The 14,828-nt window shown below is 64.1% G+C and carries 15 protein-coding genes; 10 read left to right on the top strand and 5 right to left on the bottom strand.

From position 1 onward, the window contains the following. The first annotated feature begins 44 nt into the window (after nt 1–44). Nucleotides 45–1,346, top strand: coding sequence for an MFS transporter (gene tcuC / locus DXT59_RS18555; RefSeq protein ID WP_116138331.1), 1,302 nt, complete (start codon nt 45–47; stop codon nt 1,344–1,346). Nucleotides 1,347–1,408: 62 nt separating this feature from the next. After that, nucleotides 1,409–2,191 carry a substrate-binding domain-containing protein gene (locus DXT59_RS18550; RefSeq protein ID WP_116138330.1) on the top strand — a complete coding sequence of 261 codons (783 nt, stop codon included), beginning with the start codon at nt 1,409–1,411 and terminating at the stop codon, nt 2,189–2,191. 6 nt (nt 2,192–2,197) lie between these two features. On the opposite strand, the gene DXT59_RS18545 is transcribed toward DXT59_RS18550, so the two are convergent. The 5 genes from DXT59_RS18545 to DXT59_RS18525 all read right to left on the bottom strand — a co-directional run bounded on the left by DXT59_RS18545 (nt 2,198) and on the right by DXT59_RS18525 (nt 6,287). Next, nucleotides 2,198–3,160 (bottom strand): LysR family transcriptional regulator, encoded by a 963-nt coding sequence (locus DXT59_RS18545; protein ID WP_116138329.1) that lies wholly within the window; start codon nt 3,158–3,160, stop codon nt 2,198–2,200. A gap of 97 nt (nt 3,161–3,257) precedes the next feature. Continuing rightward, nucleotides 3,258–3,932: a response regulator transcription factor gene (locus DXT59_RS18540; protein ID WP_116138328.1), complete on the bottom strand. Its 675-nt coding sequence runs from the start codon at nt 3,930–3,932 to the stop codon at nt 3,258–3,260. Beyond that, a complete protein-coding gene (locus tag DXT59_RS18535; protein WP_116138327.1) occupies nt 3,922–4,797 on the bottom strand; it encodes a sensor histidine kinase in 876 nt (291 codons plus the stop codon). The genes DXT59_RS18540 and DXT59_RS18535 overlap by 11 nt, the downstream gene beginning before the upstream one ends. Before the next feature lie 10 nt (nt 4,798–4,807). Beyond that, the gene (locus DXT59_RS18530) at nt 4,808–5,194 is read right to left on the bottom strand and encodes a response regulator transcription factor (RefSeq protein ID WP_116138326.1); all 387 of its coding nucleotides are present in this window, start codon (nt 5,192–5,194) and stop codon (nt 4,808–4,810) included. A gap of 136 nt (nt 5,195–5,330) precedes the next feature. After that, nucleotides 5,331–6,287 carry a helix-turn-helix domain-containing protein gene (locus DXT59_RS18525; protein ID WP_116138325.1) on the bottom strand — a complete coding sequence of 319 codons (957 nt, stop codon included), beginning with the start codon at nt 6,285–6,287 and terminating at the stop codon, nt 5,331–5,333. Between the two features lie 524 nt (nt 6,288–6,811). On the opposite strand from DXT59_RS18525, the gene DXT59_RS18520 reads away from it, so the two are divergent. The 8 genes from DXT59_RS18520 to DXT59_RS18485 all read left to right on the top strand — a co-directional run bounded on the left by DXT59_RS18520 (nt 6,812) and on the right by DXT59_RS18485 (nt 14,825). Further along, nucleotides 6,812–7,165 carry a DUF4148 domain-containing protein gene (locus DXT59_RS18520; RefSeq protein WP_116138324.1) on the top strand — a complete coding sequence of 118 codons (354 nt, stop codon included), beginning with the start codon at nt 6,812–6,814 and terminating at the stop codon, nt 7,163–7,165. A 225-nt stretch (nt 7,166–7,390) separates the two neighbouring features. Further along, entirely contained in the window at nt 7,391–8,725 is a 1,335-nt protein-coding gene (locus DXT59_RS18515) for a PAS domain-containing sensor histidine kinase (protein ID WP_116138323.1), read from the top strand. Between the two features lie 14 nt (nt 8,726–8,739). Next, nucleotides 8,740–10,044: an MFS transporter gene (locus DXT59_RS18510; RefSeq protein WP_116138322.1), complete on the top strand. Its 1,305-nt coding sequence runs from the start codon at nt 8,740–8,742 to the stop codon at nt 10,042–10,044. 185 nt (nt 10,045–10,229) lie between these two features. Then, nucleotides 10,230–11,267, top strand: a complete 1,038-nt coding sequence (locus DXT59_RS18505) for a DUF4331 family protein (RefSeq protein WP_116138321.1) — start codon at nt 10,230–10,232, stop codon at nt 11,265–11,267. A gap of 56 nt (nt 11,268–11,323) precedes the next feature. Beyond that, nucleotides 11,324–12,463, top strand: a complete 1,140-nt coding sequence (gene nicT, locus DXT59_RS18500) for a Nickel transporter NicT (protein WP_116138320.1) — start codon at nt 11,324–11,326, stop codon at nt 12,461–12,463. Nucleotides 12,464–12,525: 62 nt separating this feature from the next. Further along, nucleotides 12,526–13,431 (top strand): SDR family oxidoreductase, encoded by a 906-nt coding sequence (locus tag DXT59_RS18495; RefSeq protein ID WP_116138319.1) that lies wholly within the window; start codon nt 12,526–12,528, stop codon nt 13,429–13,431. A 113-nt stretch (nt 13,432–13,544) separates the two neighbouring features. Further along, a complete protein-coding gene (locus DXT59_RS18490; protein WP_116138318.1) occupies nt 13,545–14,285 on the top strand; it encodes an SDR family oxidoreductase in 741 nt (246 codons plus the stop codon). 249 nt (nt 14,286–14,534) lie between these two features. Next, entirely contained in the window at nt 14,535–14,825 is a 291-nt protein-coding gene (locus tag DXT59_RS18485; protein WP_116138317.1) for a co-chaperone GroES, read from the top strand. The last annotated feature ends 3 nt before the right edge of the window (nt 14,826–14,828 follow it).

The raw sequence follows: 14,828 nt of genomic DNA, 5'->3' as shown, positions 1-14,828 counted from the left end.
AAGAGCGAGCCACCGCCCCTTTCGGAATCTCAGGAGACACCCCGATGCATCCCTCCCCCTCCTCCCTTTCGCCGGGACGCTCGAAGGCCGCGACGGTCTTGCGCGTGACAGCCGGAAACTTCCTCGAACAGTTCGACTTCTTTCTGTTCGGTTTCTATGCGACGCAGATCGCCGGAGTCTTCTTTCCCGCAGGAAGCGAATTCGCCTCGTTGATGATGACGTTCGCGGTCTTCGGAGCCGGCTTCTTGATGCGGCCGCTGGGGGCGATCGTACTCGGCGCTTATATCGACGAGGTGGGCCGTCGCAAAGGGCTCATCGTCACGCTTTCGATCATGGCGAGCGGCACGCTGCTCATCGCGTTCGTACCCGACTACGGCGCGATAGGCTTGTTGGCGCCCGCACTCGTTTTGGCCGGACGGCTGCTGCAAGGCTTTTCCGCCGGCGCGGAGTTAGGTGGGGTCTCGGTATACCTGGCGGAAATGGCGACGCCGGGCCGCAAGGGGTTCTTTACGAGTTGGCAGTCCGCGAGTCAGCAAGTCGCGATCGTCATTGCGGCGGGGCTGGGCTTCGCGCTGCACGAATTGCTCAGCGCCGCAGCCATCGCGGCCTGGGGATGGCGCATTCCGTTCTTCGTCGGCTGCATGATCGTACCGTTCATCTTCTTGCTTCGCCGCAACCTGGAAGAAACGCGGGAATTCAAGGCACGTCAGCATCGCCCGGGCATGAGCGAGGTGTTTCGCACACTGGGGCAAAATTGGGCCGTCGTCGTCGCAGGCGCGATGCTGGTCGCGATGACCACCTCGAGTTTTTATCTCATCACGGTCTATGCGCCGACGTTCGGCAAGACAGTCCTCCACCTGAGCACCGCCGATAGCTTACTCGTCACGCTCTGTGTCGCCGTGTCCAACTTCGTGTGGCTTCCGATCGGCGGCGCGTTGTCCGACAAGATCGGCCGCCGCCCGTTGCTGATCGGCATGACGTTGCTGAACATCGCGACCGCATACCCGGCACTGTCGCTGCTTGCACACGCGCCGAGCTTCGCGAATATGCTGCTCGTGCTGCTCTGGCTCTCGTTCATGTACGGCATGTATAACGGCGCAATGGTCGTTGCCCTGACGGAAGTGATGCCGGCGCATGTACGGGTCGCGGGATTCTCGCTCGCTTATAGCTTGGCAACCGCGGTGTTCGGCGGCTTCACTCCCGCGATATCGACGGCGCTCATTCATATGACCGGCGACAAAGCCGCGCCCGGCTACTGGATGAGCTTCGCCGCGGCCTGCGCCCTCATTGCGACGCTCGCGCTTTATCGCCGGCACGCAGCGGCTTTGACGCCGGCGCACCGTTAGGCATCTTATCTGCTCGCTTATTTGCCATTTTCGATCACCTGCCATTCGATGCCAGTCCAATCATGAGAAATCTTTTCCGGAAACTATGCGCGGCGGCACTCGTCGCAACGTCGGCCGCGACGGTTAACGTGCAAGCAGCCGATCTCCATGTGATGAGCTCCGGCGGGTTCACGGCCGCGTACAAGTTACTCGGCCCCAAGTTCGCCGCCGCGACCGGCAACACGCTCGACACCCAGCTTGGCCCGTCGATGGGCCAATCGCCCGAAGCAATTCCCAACCGGCTTGCGCGCGGCGAACAAGCCGACGCGGTCATCATGGTCGGATACGCACTCGACGCGCTGATCCAAAACGGCGAAGTCATCCCCGGATCGCGCGTCGAGCTCGCCGATTCGCGCATCGGCATGGTCGTGCGCGAAGGCGCCGCGAAGCCCGACATCAGCACGCCCGATGGCCTGCGGCAGACCCTCTTGCATGCCAAATCGATCGCCTACTCGGACAGTGCGAGCGGCGCTTATATCGAACGAGAGTTGTTTAGAAAGCTCGGCATCGAGGATCAGGTCAAGCCGAAAGCGAAGATGATTCCGAGGATCCCGGTGGCCTCGGTCGTCGCCAATGGCGACTACGAAGTCGGCTTTCAGCAGGTCAGCGAACTGCTATCCGTCAAAGGCGCAACGTTCGTCGGCAAGATCCCCGAGTCGCTGCAATCGATCACGCGCTACGCGGCCGGCATTTCCGTCCATGCACAGCATCCGCAGGAAGCGAAAGCCTTGCTCGAGTATCTCGCTTCGCCCGGCGTGCAGGCGCAAGTCCAATCGACGGGGCTCGATAGCGTTTCCGGCCATTGAGTCGAGCTAGACAGCGGCGCGCTTCCTCGCTTTCGATGGGGCCTTCTTACTTGCGATGCCTTCGTCCGCACCATCTCCGCGCCGCTTCTCGACGATCGCTTTGTAAAATTCCTGGGCGGCCGGCGTCAACGAGCGGCCGCGACGCTTCACGATACCCACGCGGCGCTTCACGACGGGTTCGACGAGTGGCACGCTCGTGAGAACGGGGTGATTGTTCCCGGGCATGGCCATCGACGGCACCGCGGCGACGCCGAGACCCGCTTCCACCAAGCCGAGCATCGTCGTCACGTGCCGTGTCTCGCAGACGCTCGGTGCGCGCGGCGTGACTGCCGATAACGCCCGATCGAGCAGCAAGCGGTTGCTGGACGTCTTATCCACCGAGACATACTCGTGCTCGTAGAGCTCGTTCCAGGTCACGCGCTTCTTGCCGGCCAGAGGGTGATCGCGGCGGCACGCCGCCACGAAGCGCTCCTCCAGCAGCGATTTGAATTCGACCTCCGGATCCTGGCTGCCCATAAAGCTCACGCCGAAATCGGCTTCGCCGCTGAGCACGGCGGCGAGGACCTCGTTGGCGCTCGAATCGAGCAACTTGACTCTGATCCGCGGAAAGCGGCGGCGATAGGTCGAGATCACGCTCGGCAAGAAGTAGTACGCCACCGACGGCACGCAGGCGATCGTCACATGACCCAGACGGCTCGTCGACACATCGCGGATGCCGAGCAGCGCGGCGTCGAGATCGTCGAGCAGTTGTTCGGCGCTCGGCACGAATACGCGGCCGATTGTGGTTAGCGTGACGCTGCGCGTGGTGCGCTCGAAGAGTCGCACGCCGAGCGCTTCTTCCAGCTTATCGATGCGGCGACTCAAGGCCGGCTGCGAAATATTGACGGCCTCCGCGGCCTTGCGAAAGCTCCCCAACTCCGCCACGGCGCGGAACGCCTGCAAGTCGTTCAGATCGAAGTTGATACTCACGAGTCGTCCTCCATGCCGCCGCGGCAACCCCGAAAATCATAGCGGTCGTGCCGCCCGCGGCGTCGGCCGAACGTTCGGACCGGCTCCAGCGCCGGTTTCAACTGCTCCGAATCTTGGCCGGGACAGCGGTATCGCCCGGTTCAGTAATGCCGAGCGCCTCCGCCTTGCGGACGAAGTCGGCCAACGAACGCGACTCCATCTTCTTCATCGCTTGGCCGCGATGAATCTTGACGGTGATTTCGCTCAGATTCATGGCCGCCGCGATTTGTTTGTTCATCAGCCCGCTCGCCACGAATGCCATCACCTCACGTTCTCGTGCGGTCAGCGCCGCATACAAGCGCCGAAGCGCGGCGAGCGACCGAACTTCGCCTCGGCACTGCTCGTCTCGCGCCAGCGCGGACGTCACCGCATCGATCATGTCCTGCTCGCGGAACGGCTTGGCGAGAAAATCCACGGCGCCGGCCTTCATCGCCTTCACCGACATCGCGATATCGCCGTACGCGGTCATGAAGATGATCGGCAGATGCAACTCGGCGGCCGCGATTTGCTCTTGAACCGCGAGACCGCTTTGACCTTTGAGGCGCACATCGAGAACGAGGCAGCTCGGCACGTCGGGCTTGTCGAATGCAAGGAACTCCTGCGCCGACGCGAAGGATTCGACGCGCAACCCCACCGACCGAAGCAGCATGTCGACCGCCGTTCGCATCGACTCATCGTCGTCGACGACGTAGACGATCGATTGTCCGACAGACTCTTGTGCCTCAGTGCTCATTGGAGATGTCCTCATCGACTGGCAATACGAACTGCATGACGGTCCCCGGATGGGCTCGGCATTCGGCCCAGATACGGCCGCCGTGCGCTTCGACGATGGACCGGCAAATCGACAGTCCCATGCCCATGCCATCGACCTTCGTCGTATAAAAAGCGCTAAAGAGCCGATCGAAGTCGGCTTGGCGGATTCCCACTCCCGTGTCCTCGACGATCACCTGCACATGGCGATCGTCAAACGCGCGCGTACGAATCAGCAAGCGGCGCGCACCGGCGTTCACGCCCGACATGGCCTGCACCGCGTTTAGCACGAGATTGACGACCACCTGCTTTAGCTGCGCGCGATCGCCGCGCACGCGCTGCGGCGCCATCGCGTAGTCGGTTTCGAGTTCGACGCCGTGACGCTCGATCTCATGCCCGAGGAGATCGAGCGATTCTCTCACAACCGTATTCAGATCGAGCAATGCGTCTTCGCGTGCGCGTTTGCGCGCTATGGCGCGCATGCGGCCGATCACGTCGGCCGAGCGTTTCGCATCGCGAATCATGTGCTCGATCGATTGCCGCGCTTCCGCCACGTCCGGCCGCGGCCTATCGAGCCACCGCAAAGCGGCGTCGCCCGCCGTCACGATCGCGGCCAGCGGCTGGGTCACGTCGTGGGCGATGGAGGCAGCCATCTCGCCGAGCATCGTCGTTCGCTCGGCATTCGCCAGTTCCGCCCGCGAGCGCTCGAGCGCATGCTGCGCGGCGATGCGCTCGATCACGTCCGGGGGGACGCGGGGCGTGGGCATATCGGTCCGATTGCGCAACGCGAGGATCGCCGTGGCGGCAATTGCGAACAGGCCCACCGCGCACGCCACTAGCATGACCATGACGACGCACTCAACGCTCGGTACCCGCGCCACCGGCCTTTACCGCTTCCAGATGACGTGACACGGCCGCCGCATCGACTGGTTTGCTCAGCACGCAAAGCGCACCGATTTCGAGCGCTTGCCGGTGCACGAGCTCCGACGCGAAGGCCGAAATGAAAATAACAGGCACGTCGATGCCTGTCTCGAGCAAACGCCGGTACATCTCCAGCCCCGAAATGCCCGGCATCTGAATATCCGAGATGATGCAGGCCACGCCATCGATGTCGCCGCAACCAAGGAACTCCTCCGCCGATGCGTACTGCCTTGCCGTCCAGCCCAGCGAGCGGACGAGGCTCGAGGTTGCGACGCGCACGGACTCGTCGTCGTCGACAATCGAAACGATCGGATTCATGTGCAAGCAACGGGTCCTCGGCCGAAATGACGTTCAAAGCGAGCCGGAACGGCCCGCCAGGTCGAACCCCATCTTAATGAAAACGCTCCGGCGCGAAAATCATATGTAGGTATAGGGGCGGCCGCCGAGCGCCGGAACCCTCTCATCGATCGGCATTCGCTCGGGTCCGCCAGCAGTGGGGCGTCTCGCCGACGAAGCGTTTGAATACCGCCGTGAAATGCGCCTGAGAGCGGAAACCGCAACTCAACGCCACATCCAATACCCCGTGGCGCGTTTCGAGCAGCAACTGCTGCGCGTGCTCGATGCGCCGCCGCATCAAATACTCGTGCGGTCGCAGGCCGGTCGCACGGCGGAATTGCGCCGCGAAGTGCATGCGCGTGAGCCCCGCGCTTTGCGCCATGTCTTCGAGGCCGATCGGATCGCCAAGGTGGGCATCGACGTACTCGATGGTCCGTCGCATGCGCCATGCGGGTAGTGCGGCGGCGCTCCCGGCATCGCTCGGCCGTACCGCGAAGTGCCGCGCGACGATGCGCGAGACGATCGCAAGGCTCACGCTGTCGGCGAACACCTTGCCGAGCGCGGCATCCTGCGTGTGCGAGACGGCCAGCGCCTGGCCGAGGCGTTCAAGCGCCGGATCGCGCACGAGGCGCGGATCGTCGATGACGATATCGCCCCCATGCGGCCGGCCGAATAGGTCTTCATAGCATTCGGCAAAGACCGATTGCGATGCGAATAGATGCAGCACGTCGCTCGGCGCATCGAACACCGCGCTGCACGCCACGCCGGGTGCCGTGACCTGCGCGGCGCCCGGCGTCACGCGGCCTTGCACGAGCGTACGGCCCGCATGCGCGAACGTCACGGTCGTGCACTTCAGGTTGATGCCGATGCAGTGCCAGCGCTGGCTGCCCGCGTTGACGAGTTCGACCGGCTGCCGCGCGTTGCGCGTCCAACGCGAAAGCACGATGTCGGCGTCGTACGCCGCTTCGGGCTCGCGCCACACGCGCTCGACGCTGATGGGACTGGACACGGGGCGAGCGGCGGCATGCGCCGCGATGCGCGCGTCCGCTAACTCGGAACGTTTCGGTGTTAAGAGAAGCATGGCTGGCTACCTAACGGGATCGGAGATGCACGGCGCGCGGGCATGACGGCGCGTTGAAGACAAGGTATCGAAACTCGATCCGCCGAAGTAGACGTACGTTCGGTTGGTTCAAGCCCGGAAAGGGTGGCCCGGACCCGTCGATCGTTTGACCACGTTATATGAAGGTTTAACCGATGCGCGCGCGGCAACGCATTGACGCGGGCCGGACGCCGGCCGGCTCGTTGGAGGGATCGGCTGCCCTATATGTCCGTATAGGTCGGGTATGGACCATGAACACACAGAGTCTTGCCGTATCGCGCGCCATACAGCCGTCGCGCACAAAATATGTTTCCGCGGGGGCCCGGCGTCGAGATCGCCAATTTCAACCAAGCTGAGCGGCGCGCGGTTATCGCAAGGAATAAAGCTGCGACCGCAGGCGTAAACACGGGTGACACGCCGTGAAACGCGAGCAGCGAGAAGCCGCCCGCCGCGCGTGTCGGCCGCGGAACGTGTTTCGCGCCTCACTCACCGGAAGGAGTCTCATCATGAATAAGCTTGCTTGCTTCATTCTCGTCATCGGCACATTCGCCGCTCCCGCGCTGAGCTTCGCTCAGAGCACTACGCCGCTGACACGCGCGCAAGTGCGCGCCGATCTAATCCGCGTGGAGCAAGCCGGCTACAACCTAGCGGCCGGAGACGATCCGCGGTATCCCGCGGATATTCAGGCGGCCGAGGCGAAGGTCGGCGCCGAGCAACAGCAGGTGGCGGCCGATGTCGGCGGCACACCGATGAGCGCCATGGCGGCAAGCGGCACGCACACCCACGCGGGTGGGGGCACCGGCGCGGCAACCTCGTGCAGCGGCCCCATTAGCTTTTGCACGCCCTACTTCGGCGGGTGACCGTGCATGGCTGCGCGCGGGATCCTCCGAGCCCGCGCGGACTGCCCGCGGCTGATCAGATAACTTTCCTCGGATCGAAGAAGTCGTCGAAACGAAATCACGGGACGCATTTTGCGGTTTGCGCCCCTTTTGATTTTGTATAATCGCGGCAACTTTCTTCTCGCGACTTCCCGCCGCCATAGTTCAGGGAAAGTTGTCCACCTGCCCCTCATCGGGATCTGCCGCATGAACGAGCACAATGCCCAGGCGATAACCGCGCCGACACGGAAACCGTTGGACGCGTCCACGCGCTCCGTGAGCGACGCGCCGGTCGAGACTGACGGGCTATTCCGCGACGCGCCGATCCCGATCCTGATCGAGGACTGGTCGGGCATCAAAGCATGGATCGACTCGCTCAGGACGAGCGGCGTGAACGACTTCGAATCGTTTATCGATCAACACCCCGAGGTCATCGACAAATTGCGCGAATTGCACGCGTTCGTCGATGCCAACGACGCGACGCTCGCCCTCTTCGATGCAGAATCGAAGGAGACCTTTTTCGCGTGGTCGCGCGAGTTGCTTCCGGCAAACCGGTTCAGCAACTCGCAAGTGTTGCGTGCGATGTTCGAAGGCCGGACCTCGTGCCAGGGCGAGCGGGTCCTGACCACGCTCACCGGCCGCAAAGTACCGATCGTCTGGCGCTGCTCACTCCCGAAGGACGTCGACGCGTATCGACGGCTGCACTTCTACGCGTTCGACGTCACCGAGCATAAGGAGAACGCCGACAGGCTGCAGGCGCTGCGCGCACAGATGGCGCGCACGGCGCGCGTGTCGATGGTCGGACAGCTCGTCGCGTCGATCACGCACGAGATCGGCCAGCCGCTCGGCGCGGTCCGCACCGGCCTGGACGCCGCCGTGCGCTGGCTGGACCGCCCCGCGCCCGATATCGCCGAGGCACTGGCCGCGTTCCGTCACGCGTCGCAATGGACCGATGACATCGTGGGTATTTGCCGGCGTCTGCGGGGCTTTCTCGCCGGCGCGCCCGTCGAGGCGGTCGAACTCGACTGCGCCGAGATCGTCGACTCCGCGATGCTGCTGATCGCGTCGGAGGCGAATGCCAATGCGATCACGCTGGCAAAGGAAATCGAACCGGCATTGACGGCATATGCCGACCGGATCCAACTGCAGCAGGTGTTGACGAATCTTTTGATCAACGGCATCCATGCGATCGCCGCGGCGAACGCGCACGGCCGCGCGCCGCTGCTGACCGTGCGGGCGCGTCCCTACAACGACACGCAGACGCTATTCGAAGTCATCGACTCGGGCGGCGGGATCAAGTCCTTGCAGCCCGATGCGATCTTCCAGCCGCTGTCCAGCACCAAGAGCGATGGAATGGGTATGGGCTTGCCGATCTCGAAGTCGATCGTCGAGGCGCACGGGGGCTCGATCTGGGTGGCGGACACGGGCGAATCCGGCACCCGGTTTTGCTTCACGCTGCCGCGTTCGGCCCGCGCGCGTTCCGCCGGAGTACTCGGCGCGGATGCGAGGCGAGGGCCGAACGAGAACCACGGCTCGCTCTAACGCGCCGCTTTCGCATGCCGCTCTACCCTTTCCACGGCCACGCGGACGATACGGTTTCGCCGCGTCTCGCACGCGCCACGCTCGCCACGATCGTGCTGGCGAACGCGATCGAGTTCTTCGACTACTTCTGTTACACGCTGTTCGCCGCATCGATTGGGCGAGCGTTTTTCCCGCATGCGGGGGGGGTCTCCGCGACATTGCTGTCTCTCGGCACGTTTGCGGCCGGATTTCTCTCGCGCCCGATCGGTGCGCTGCTCATCGGCTTGCAGGCGGACATCGCCGGGCGCAAGCCGGCACTGCTGCTGACGGCGGCGCTCGTCACCGCCGGCTCGCTCGGGGTTGCGCTCATCCCGGGCTATGCCGTGCTCGGCGTCGCTGCGCCGGTAGCGGTATTGCTCTGCCGGATCCTTCAGGGCGTGGCCGTCGGCGGAGAAATGGGTTCGTCGGGAGCCCTATTGATCGAACATTGCCCACCGCGACAAAAGAGCCTCTACGCCGGTTGGCTGATGGCAGGGCAAGGACTGGCGCTCGTGGCGGCCGGCACGTGCGGCATCGCGCTACACGCGTTCCTCACGTCGGCGCAAATCGAACACTGGGGTTGGCGCGCTCCATTTATGCTCGCCGGCGCACTGATTCCGGTTCAAATCCATCTGCGCCGCCATATCGCGGAGACGTCGCAGCCGCCGCTCGGCGAGCAGCCGGTGCGCGGCATGCTCAGTCCGTTGCGCGGGCAATGGGTTCTCGCCGTAATACTCATTTTCGGCGGGACCGTGCCCACGTATGTGGCAACCTACGTGACGACGTTCGGCGTGACCGGTACCTCGCCGTCCGCCTATGCGTCGTTTGCGACGACCGCCGTCGTGGGCTCTGTCACGCTGGCGCTCTCGGTAGCGGGCGGTTGGCTCGCGGACCGTATCGGCCGCCTGCGGACCATCGCCTGCGCCCGCGCGCTGACGATGGCGGCGGTCGTGCCGGCGTTTCACTACGCCGCGGTCCATCCGCAACCGATCGCGCTGCTTGCCGTGGTCGCGCTGTTCGCGGGGCTATCCGCACTTGCCGGCGGCCCGACCATCGCCCTCATTCTGGAGATGTTTCCGCGACGCGGCCGCGCCGTCGCCATGTCCCTCGTCTACGCTACCGGCGTGGCGCTGTTCGGCGGCACGACGCCTTTCGTCGTCGCTTCGTTCAATGCTTGGGCGGGGACGCGCGGGGCCGCCGGCTGGTATGTGTTCGTGTCGGCTGCCACCACGCTAATCGCGATTGGCATGCTGCGCCTCTCGCGTATCGCCGCGGAGCAAAGCAAAGCCGCTAACCCGTAGCCGGTCCGCGGCGCGACACGCGTCGCGTCCTCACCGTGCAATTCGGCAAAACCCATTCGTTTGCCGACAGCGCGCATCCCACGCGCGCGCCACACTCCTTTCCGTCGTCCAGCGCCATGCGCCGCAATCGGGGCCTCCCCCGCGGCGCGGCCCCTCGTCATCGACATCACGGAAAGGATCGAATCATGTCCCATCATCTCGACTCCCCGCTCGCCCGGCAGGACGTGCGCCTCGATATCACGGATCTCTACTGCTTCCGCGGCGAGACCGGCACCGCATTCGTCATCAACGTCTGCCACTCGATAGCCGGCGACGCACGTACGCCCGGCTACCATCCCGAAGGCTTCTACGAATTCAAGATCGATCTCGACAACGATGCCATCGAGGATCTGACGTATCGCATCACGTTCGACGAACGCGATGCAAAAGGAACACAACGCTACGTCTTGCGGCGGATTGCCGGCGCCGAGGCAGTCGATCCTCATGCGCAAGGCGAAGTGGTGGCACGAGGCAGCACGGATGAGATCGTCGCGACATCCTCGGGCATTCGTGTGTGGGCCGGTTTGGCAGGCGATCCTTTTTGGATCGAGCCCGACGTACTGCATGCGGTAGGTCACGCGTTCCAAGACGGCGCGCCGCTCGACCTCGGCGGCTGGCAACCCGCCCACGCACGCAATCTTTTCGCGGGACACACGGTCTACTCGATCGTACTCGAAGTGTCCGACGCCGAACTGCTGGCGGCAGCCGGCGCGAACCGGAAAATCGGCGTATGGGCGGTGGCGACGCTCGCCACCGATGCCGGGGGCTGGCGTTCGATCAACCGCGTCGGCCTGCCGATGATTCATCCGCTCTTCACGCAGTACAACGAAACGCTCGGCGATAGACTCAATGCGGGCCGTCCCGCCGACGACCTCCAGACCTATGGCGCGCTGCTCATCGAGTCGATCGCCGGCGCGGTGCGGGCCAACGGCACGACCGAAGACCCGCTCGGCTACGCCACCGCCGTCGCCCACCGCTTTTTGCCGAACGTTCTTCCGTACACCGTGGGGACGCCCGCCGTATTCGGCGTCGCGCTCTGGAACGGGCGGAACATGACGGACAACGCGCCCGACGTCATGTTTACGATCGCGGCGAATACGCCGATTAGCCTCGGCATCGGAAAAGAATCCGTCACGTCGAAACCTTCGGCGACCTTTCCGTACGTGCCCAAAGCCGTCGCATAACACCGGGGCGCACGTTCAACGTGCCAGCCGCGCTTCCCTCATTTGACGAGGCCGCCATGTCTATACGCCGAGATGGCGCCGGGGCCGTGCTCCGGTTCCGACGCCGCACCTTATCTCACTCGCCTAAAGCGACGCACCCCATCGTCGGGATCGGCGCTTTCATCGCGCTCCTGCACGCCCTCGGGTGGGGCACGCTGTTCGCCTCGGTTGCCCAGCCGCATCGCGGCGTGGGGTCCACCGCGTTCGGCATCGGCGCGGGTATCGCCGCGTACGCGCTCGGCATGCGTCATGCATTCGACGCGGACCATATCGCCGCCATCGATAACACGACGCGCAAGTTCGTCGGCGAAGGGAAGGCGTCGTCATCGATCGGCTTTTGGTTCTCGTTCGGTCATTCGAGCATCGTTTTCGGACTATCGCTCTCGATCGCGCTCGGCATGCGGTCCGTGTCGAGCCATTTGATCGATAGCGGCTCGTCGTGGCACACGTCGGCCGCTGTCCTGGGCGCCATCGTTTCGAGTGGCTTTCTATTTCTGATCGCGCTCCAGAACGTCGTCGCGTTGCGCGACATCGTGAGGATCTTTCGGCAAATGAAGGCGGGGCGCTTCGACGACGAGCATCTTACGCAACGCCTTGAAAACCGCGGCCTACTGGCGCGCATCCTCGCGCCCTTGATGCGCATCGTACGCAAACCCGCGCAGATGTATTGGGTGGGCTTGCTGTTCGGCCTCGGCTTCGACACGGCGACGGAAATCGCGCTGCTCGTGCTGACGGGCTCGGGCGCCGCATCCGGGCTGCCGTGGTACGCAGCCCTATGCCTACCGGTATTGTTCGCCGCCGGCATGCTGCTCTTCGACACGATCGACGGCTCGTTCATGAGCTACGCGTACGCGTGGGCGCTCGATAAACCCGTGCGCAAGGTCTATTACAACCTGATCGTGACCGGCCTATCCACGAGCGTCGCGGTAGGCATCGCCGGCATCGAAGTGCTCGGTCTGCTCGATGCCGGTCTCGGCGCGCACCGCTCAATGTGGACGTGGGCGTCGGGCATCGATCTCAACCGCGCCGGCTATGCCATCGTCGCGCTCTTCATCGCCACATGGGCGGTCTCGGCTTCGATATGGAAGTTCGGACGCATCGAGCAGCGATGGACACCGCTCCCCGCCCGCACTGCCCAAGACGCGCACGACGCGTGACTTCGACCGTTATCGCGCGCACTCGCGCGTCACTTCATCCAACCGCTCAAGGAGATTCGATCATGAGCCAAGTCGTTCTCATCACCGGCGCATCCAGCGGCTTCGGCCGGCTCAGCGCCGAAGCGCTGGCGAAAGCCGGATACACCGTCTATGCGTCGATGCGCGATACGCACGGCCGCAACGCATCGGTCGTCGAGGCCATGTCCTCACAGGCTCGCCAAGCCCACCTGGACCTCCGCCCGATTGAAATGGATGTATCGTCGGACACGTCGGTGGACGAGGCGGTCGCCAAGGTCATCGCCGATGCCGGACGCATCGACGTGCTGATTCACAACGCAGGCCATATGGCGTACGGCCCGGCCGAAGCGTTCACGCCGGAACAGTATGCGCAGCTTTACGACGTCAACGTGGTCAGCACGCAGCGGGTCAATCGCGCGGTGCTTCCCCATCTGCGCAAGCAGCGGCAAGGGCTCGTCGTATGGGTATCGAGCAGCAGCGTGGCCGGCGGAACGCCGCCCTACCTCGCGCCCTACTTCGGCGCCAAGGCCGCCATGGATGCGATCGCCGTGCTCTATGCGCGCGAACTCTCGCGTTGGGGTATCGAAACGTCGATCATCGTGCCGGGCGCATTCACGCGTGGCACCAATCACTTCGCGCACGCCGCGCTCCCCGCCGATCAGACGCGCGCGGACGAGTACGAGTCAGGGCCCTATGCCGGCTTCGGCAAGCAAGTTCAAGAAGCCTTCGCCGCCATCGTGCCGCCCGAAGCCGATGCGGGCCTCGTTGCCGACGCCATCGTCAAAGTCGTCGATGCGCCGTTCGGCAAGCGTCCGTTCCGCGTGCACGTCGATCCGACCGAAGACGGCGCCAATGTCGGCTTCACGGTTCTCGATCGTCTGCGCGCCGAAATGCTGCACCGGGTGGGGCTATCAGAGCTGCTGACGCCACGCGTCCACAACGGCGCATAAGCGAGCGCGCCGCCACACCGTTTCCATCCCCCATTTCGATCCAAGTGCCCGGGTTCGGTCCTTCGATCTCGCAGTGCCGACCACTATCCGGCTTTCACCTCAAGGAGTCTAGTATGTCCTCATCGTCCGACAAAGTTGCCATCGTCACCGGTTCGTCGCGCGGCATTGGCGCCGATATCGCGACTCGTCTCGCACGAGATGGCTTTAAGGTCGTCGTCAACTATGCGAGCGGTTCCGCTCCCGCGGAAGAAGTCGTCGCCAAGATTCGCGAGGCGGGCGGCCAGGCGCTGCTCTTCAAAGCCGATATCGCCGATCCGGCCGCCACGATCGCCATGTTCGACGCGGCACAGAAAACTTTCGGCGCCATCGACGTGGTCGTCAACAGCGCCGGCGTGATGCGGCAGGCAAAGATCGTCGATTTCGACGATGCCACGTTCGATCGATCGGTGGCCATCAATTTCAAGGGGGCCTTCAATGTCTCGCGCGAAGCCGCCCGCCGTGTGCGCGACGGCGGCCGCATCATCAACCTGACGACGAGCGTGACCGGCGTACGTTTGCCGACCTATGCGGTGTATATCGCCACGAAGTGCGCCGTCGAGGGATTGACGCAGGTTCTCGCACAAGAGCTTCGCGGACGCAAAATCACCGTCAATGCCGTCGCGCCCGGGCCCGTGGCCACCGAATTGTTTCTCGCCGGCAAGAGTCCCGAACTCATCGATCGGATGGCGCACATGAATCCGCTGGAGCGGCTGGGCCAGACCGACGACATCGCCAACGTGGTCGCCTTCCTGGCCGGCGAGCAAGGCGGCTGGATCAATGGCCAGATCGTGCGGGCGAACGGCGGCATGTGTTGACTCGACGATCGCGTGTCGTAGCGGCGCGGCGACGGCCGCCTACCGCGCCGCGCTCGCGCCTTTAGCGCAAAACGTGCATTGCAAATCCCGCGCGTCCGGCAAACCTTCTGCCAATCGGTTATTGGAGCCGTTTGCGCGCCGTTTCTATACTCGGCTTCCGGGCAGCACTCGCCGCAAGCGAGTGCCGATCGAAACGGCAGCAAGCGCAGAGACCCCGTGCTCTCTCAATCGTTCAGAAGGAAACAGCAAATGAGTCTACGTCCGTTACATGATCGTGTGATCGTGAAGCGTCTCGATCAGGAAACCCGCACCGCTTCGGGCATCGTCATTCCCGACAGCGCCGCCGAGAAGCCCGACCAAGGCGAAATCGTCGCAGTCGGTCCGGGCCGCCGCGGCGACGACGGCAAGCGCATCGAGCCGGACCTGAAGGTCGGCGAACGCGTGCTGTTCGGCAAATACGCGGGGCAGCCGGTGAAGGTCGACGGCAACGAATTGCTCGTGCTGCGCGAGGAAGACGTCGTCGCAGTCGTTCAATCCTGAGGG

Source organism: Trinickia diaoshuihuensis (assembly GCF_003390925.1).
Lineage (GTDB): Bacteria > Pseudomonadota > Gammaproteobacteria > Burkholderiales > Burkholderiaceae > Trinickia > Trinickia diaoshuihuensis.
This window is presented reverse-complemented; position numbering and strand designations above follow the sequence as displayed.

Excerpts from the sequence above, each read along its gene's own strand:
- DXT59_RS18540 (WP_116138328.1), bottom strand. The coding sequence starts at position 3,932 with ATGAGCACTGAGGCACAAGAGTCTGTCGGACAATCGATCGTCTACGTC.
- DXT59_RS18495 (WP_116138319.1), top strand. The coding sequence starts at position 12,526 with ATGAGCCAAGTCGTTCTCATCACCGGCGCATCCAGCGGCTTCGGCCGG.
- DXT59_RS18515 (WP_116138323.1), top strand. The coding sequence starts at position 7,391 with ATGAACGAGCACAATGCCCAGGCGATAACCGCGCCGACACGGAAACCG.
- DXT59_RS18525 (WP_116138325.1), bottom strand. The coding sequence starts at position 6,287 with ATGCTTCTCTTAACACCGAAACGTTCCGAGTTAGCGGACGCGCGCATC.
- DXT59_RS18520 (WP_116138324.1), top strand. The coding sequence starts at position 6,812 with ATGAATAAGCTTGCTTGCTTCATTCTCGTCATCGGCACATTCGCCGCT.
- nicT (WP_116138320.1), top strand. The coding sequence starts at position 11,324 with ATGTCTATACGCCGAGATGGCGCCGGGGCCGTGCTCCGGTTCCGACGC.
- DXT59_RS18510 (WP_116138322.1), top strand. The coding sequence starts at position 8,740 with ATGCCGCTCTACCCTTTCCACGGCCACGCGGACGATACGGTTTCGCCG.
- DXT59_RS18490 (WP_116138318.1), top strand. The coding sequence starts at position 13,545 with ATGTCCTCATCGTCCGACAAAGTTGCCATCGTCACCGGTTCGTCGCGC.
- DXT59_RS18535 (WP_116138327.1), bottom strand. The coding sequence starts at position 4,797 with ATGGTCATGCTAGTGGCGTGCGCGGTGGGCCTGTTCGCAATTGCCGCC.
- DXT59_RS18550 (WP_116138330.1), top strand. The coding sequence starts at position 1,409 with ATGAGAAATCTTTTCCGGAAACTATGCGCGGCGGCACTCGTCGCAACG.
- DXT59_RS18505 (WP_116138321.1), top strand. The coding sequence starts at position 10,230 with ATGTCCCATCATCTCGACTCCCCGCTCGCCCGGCAGGACGTGCGCCTC.
- DXT59_RS18485 (WP_116138317.1), top strand. The coding sequence starts at position 14,535 with ATGAGTCTACGTCCGTTACATGATCGTGTGATCGTGAAGCGTCTCGAT.
- tcuC (WP_116138331.1), top strand. The coding sequence starts at position 45 with ATGCATCCCTCCCCCTCCTCCCTTTCGCCGGGACGCTCGAAGGCCGCG.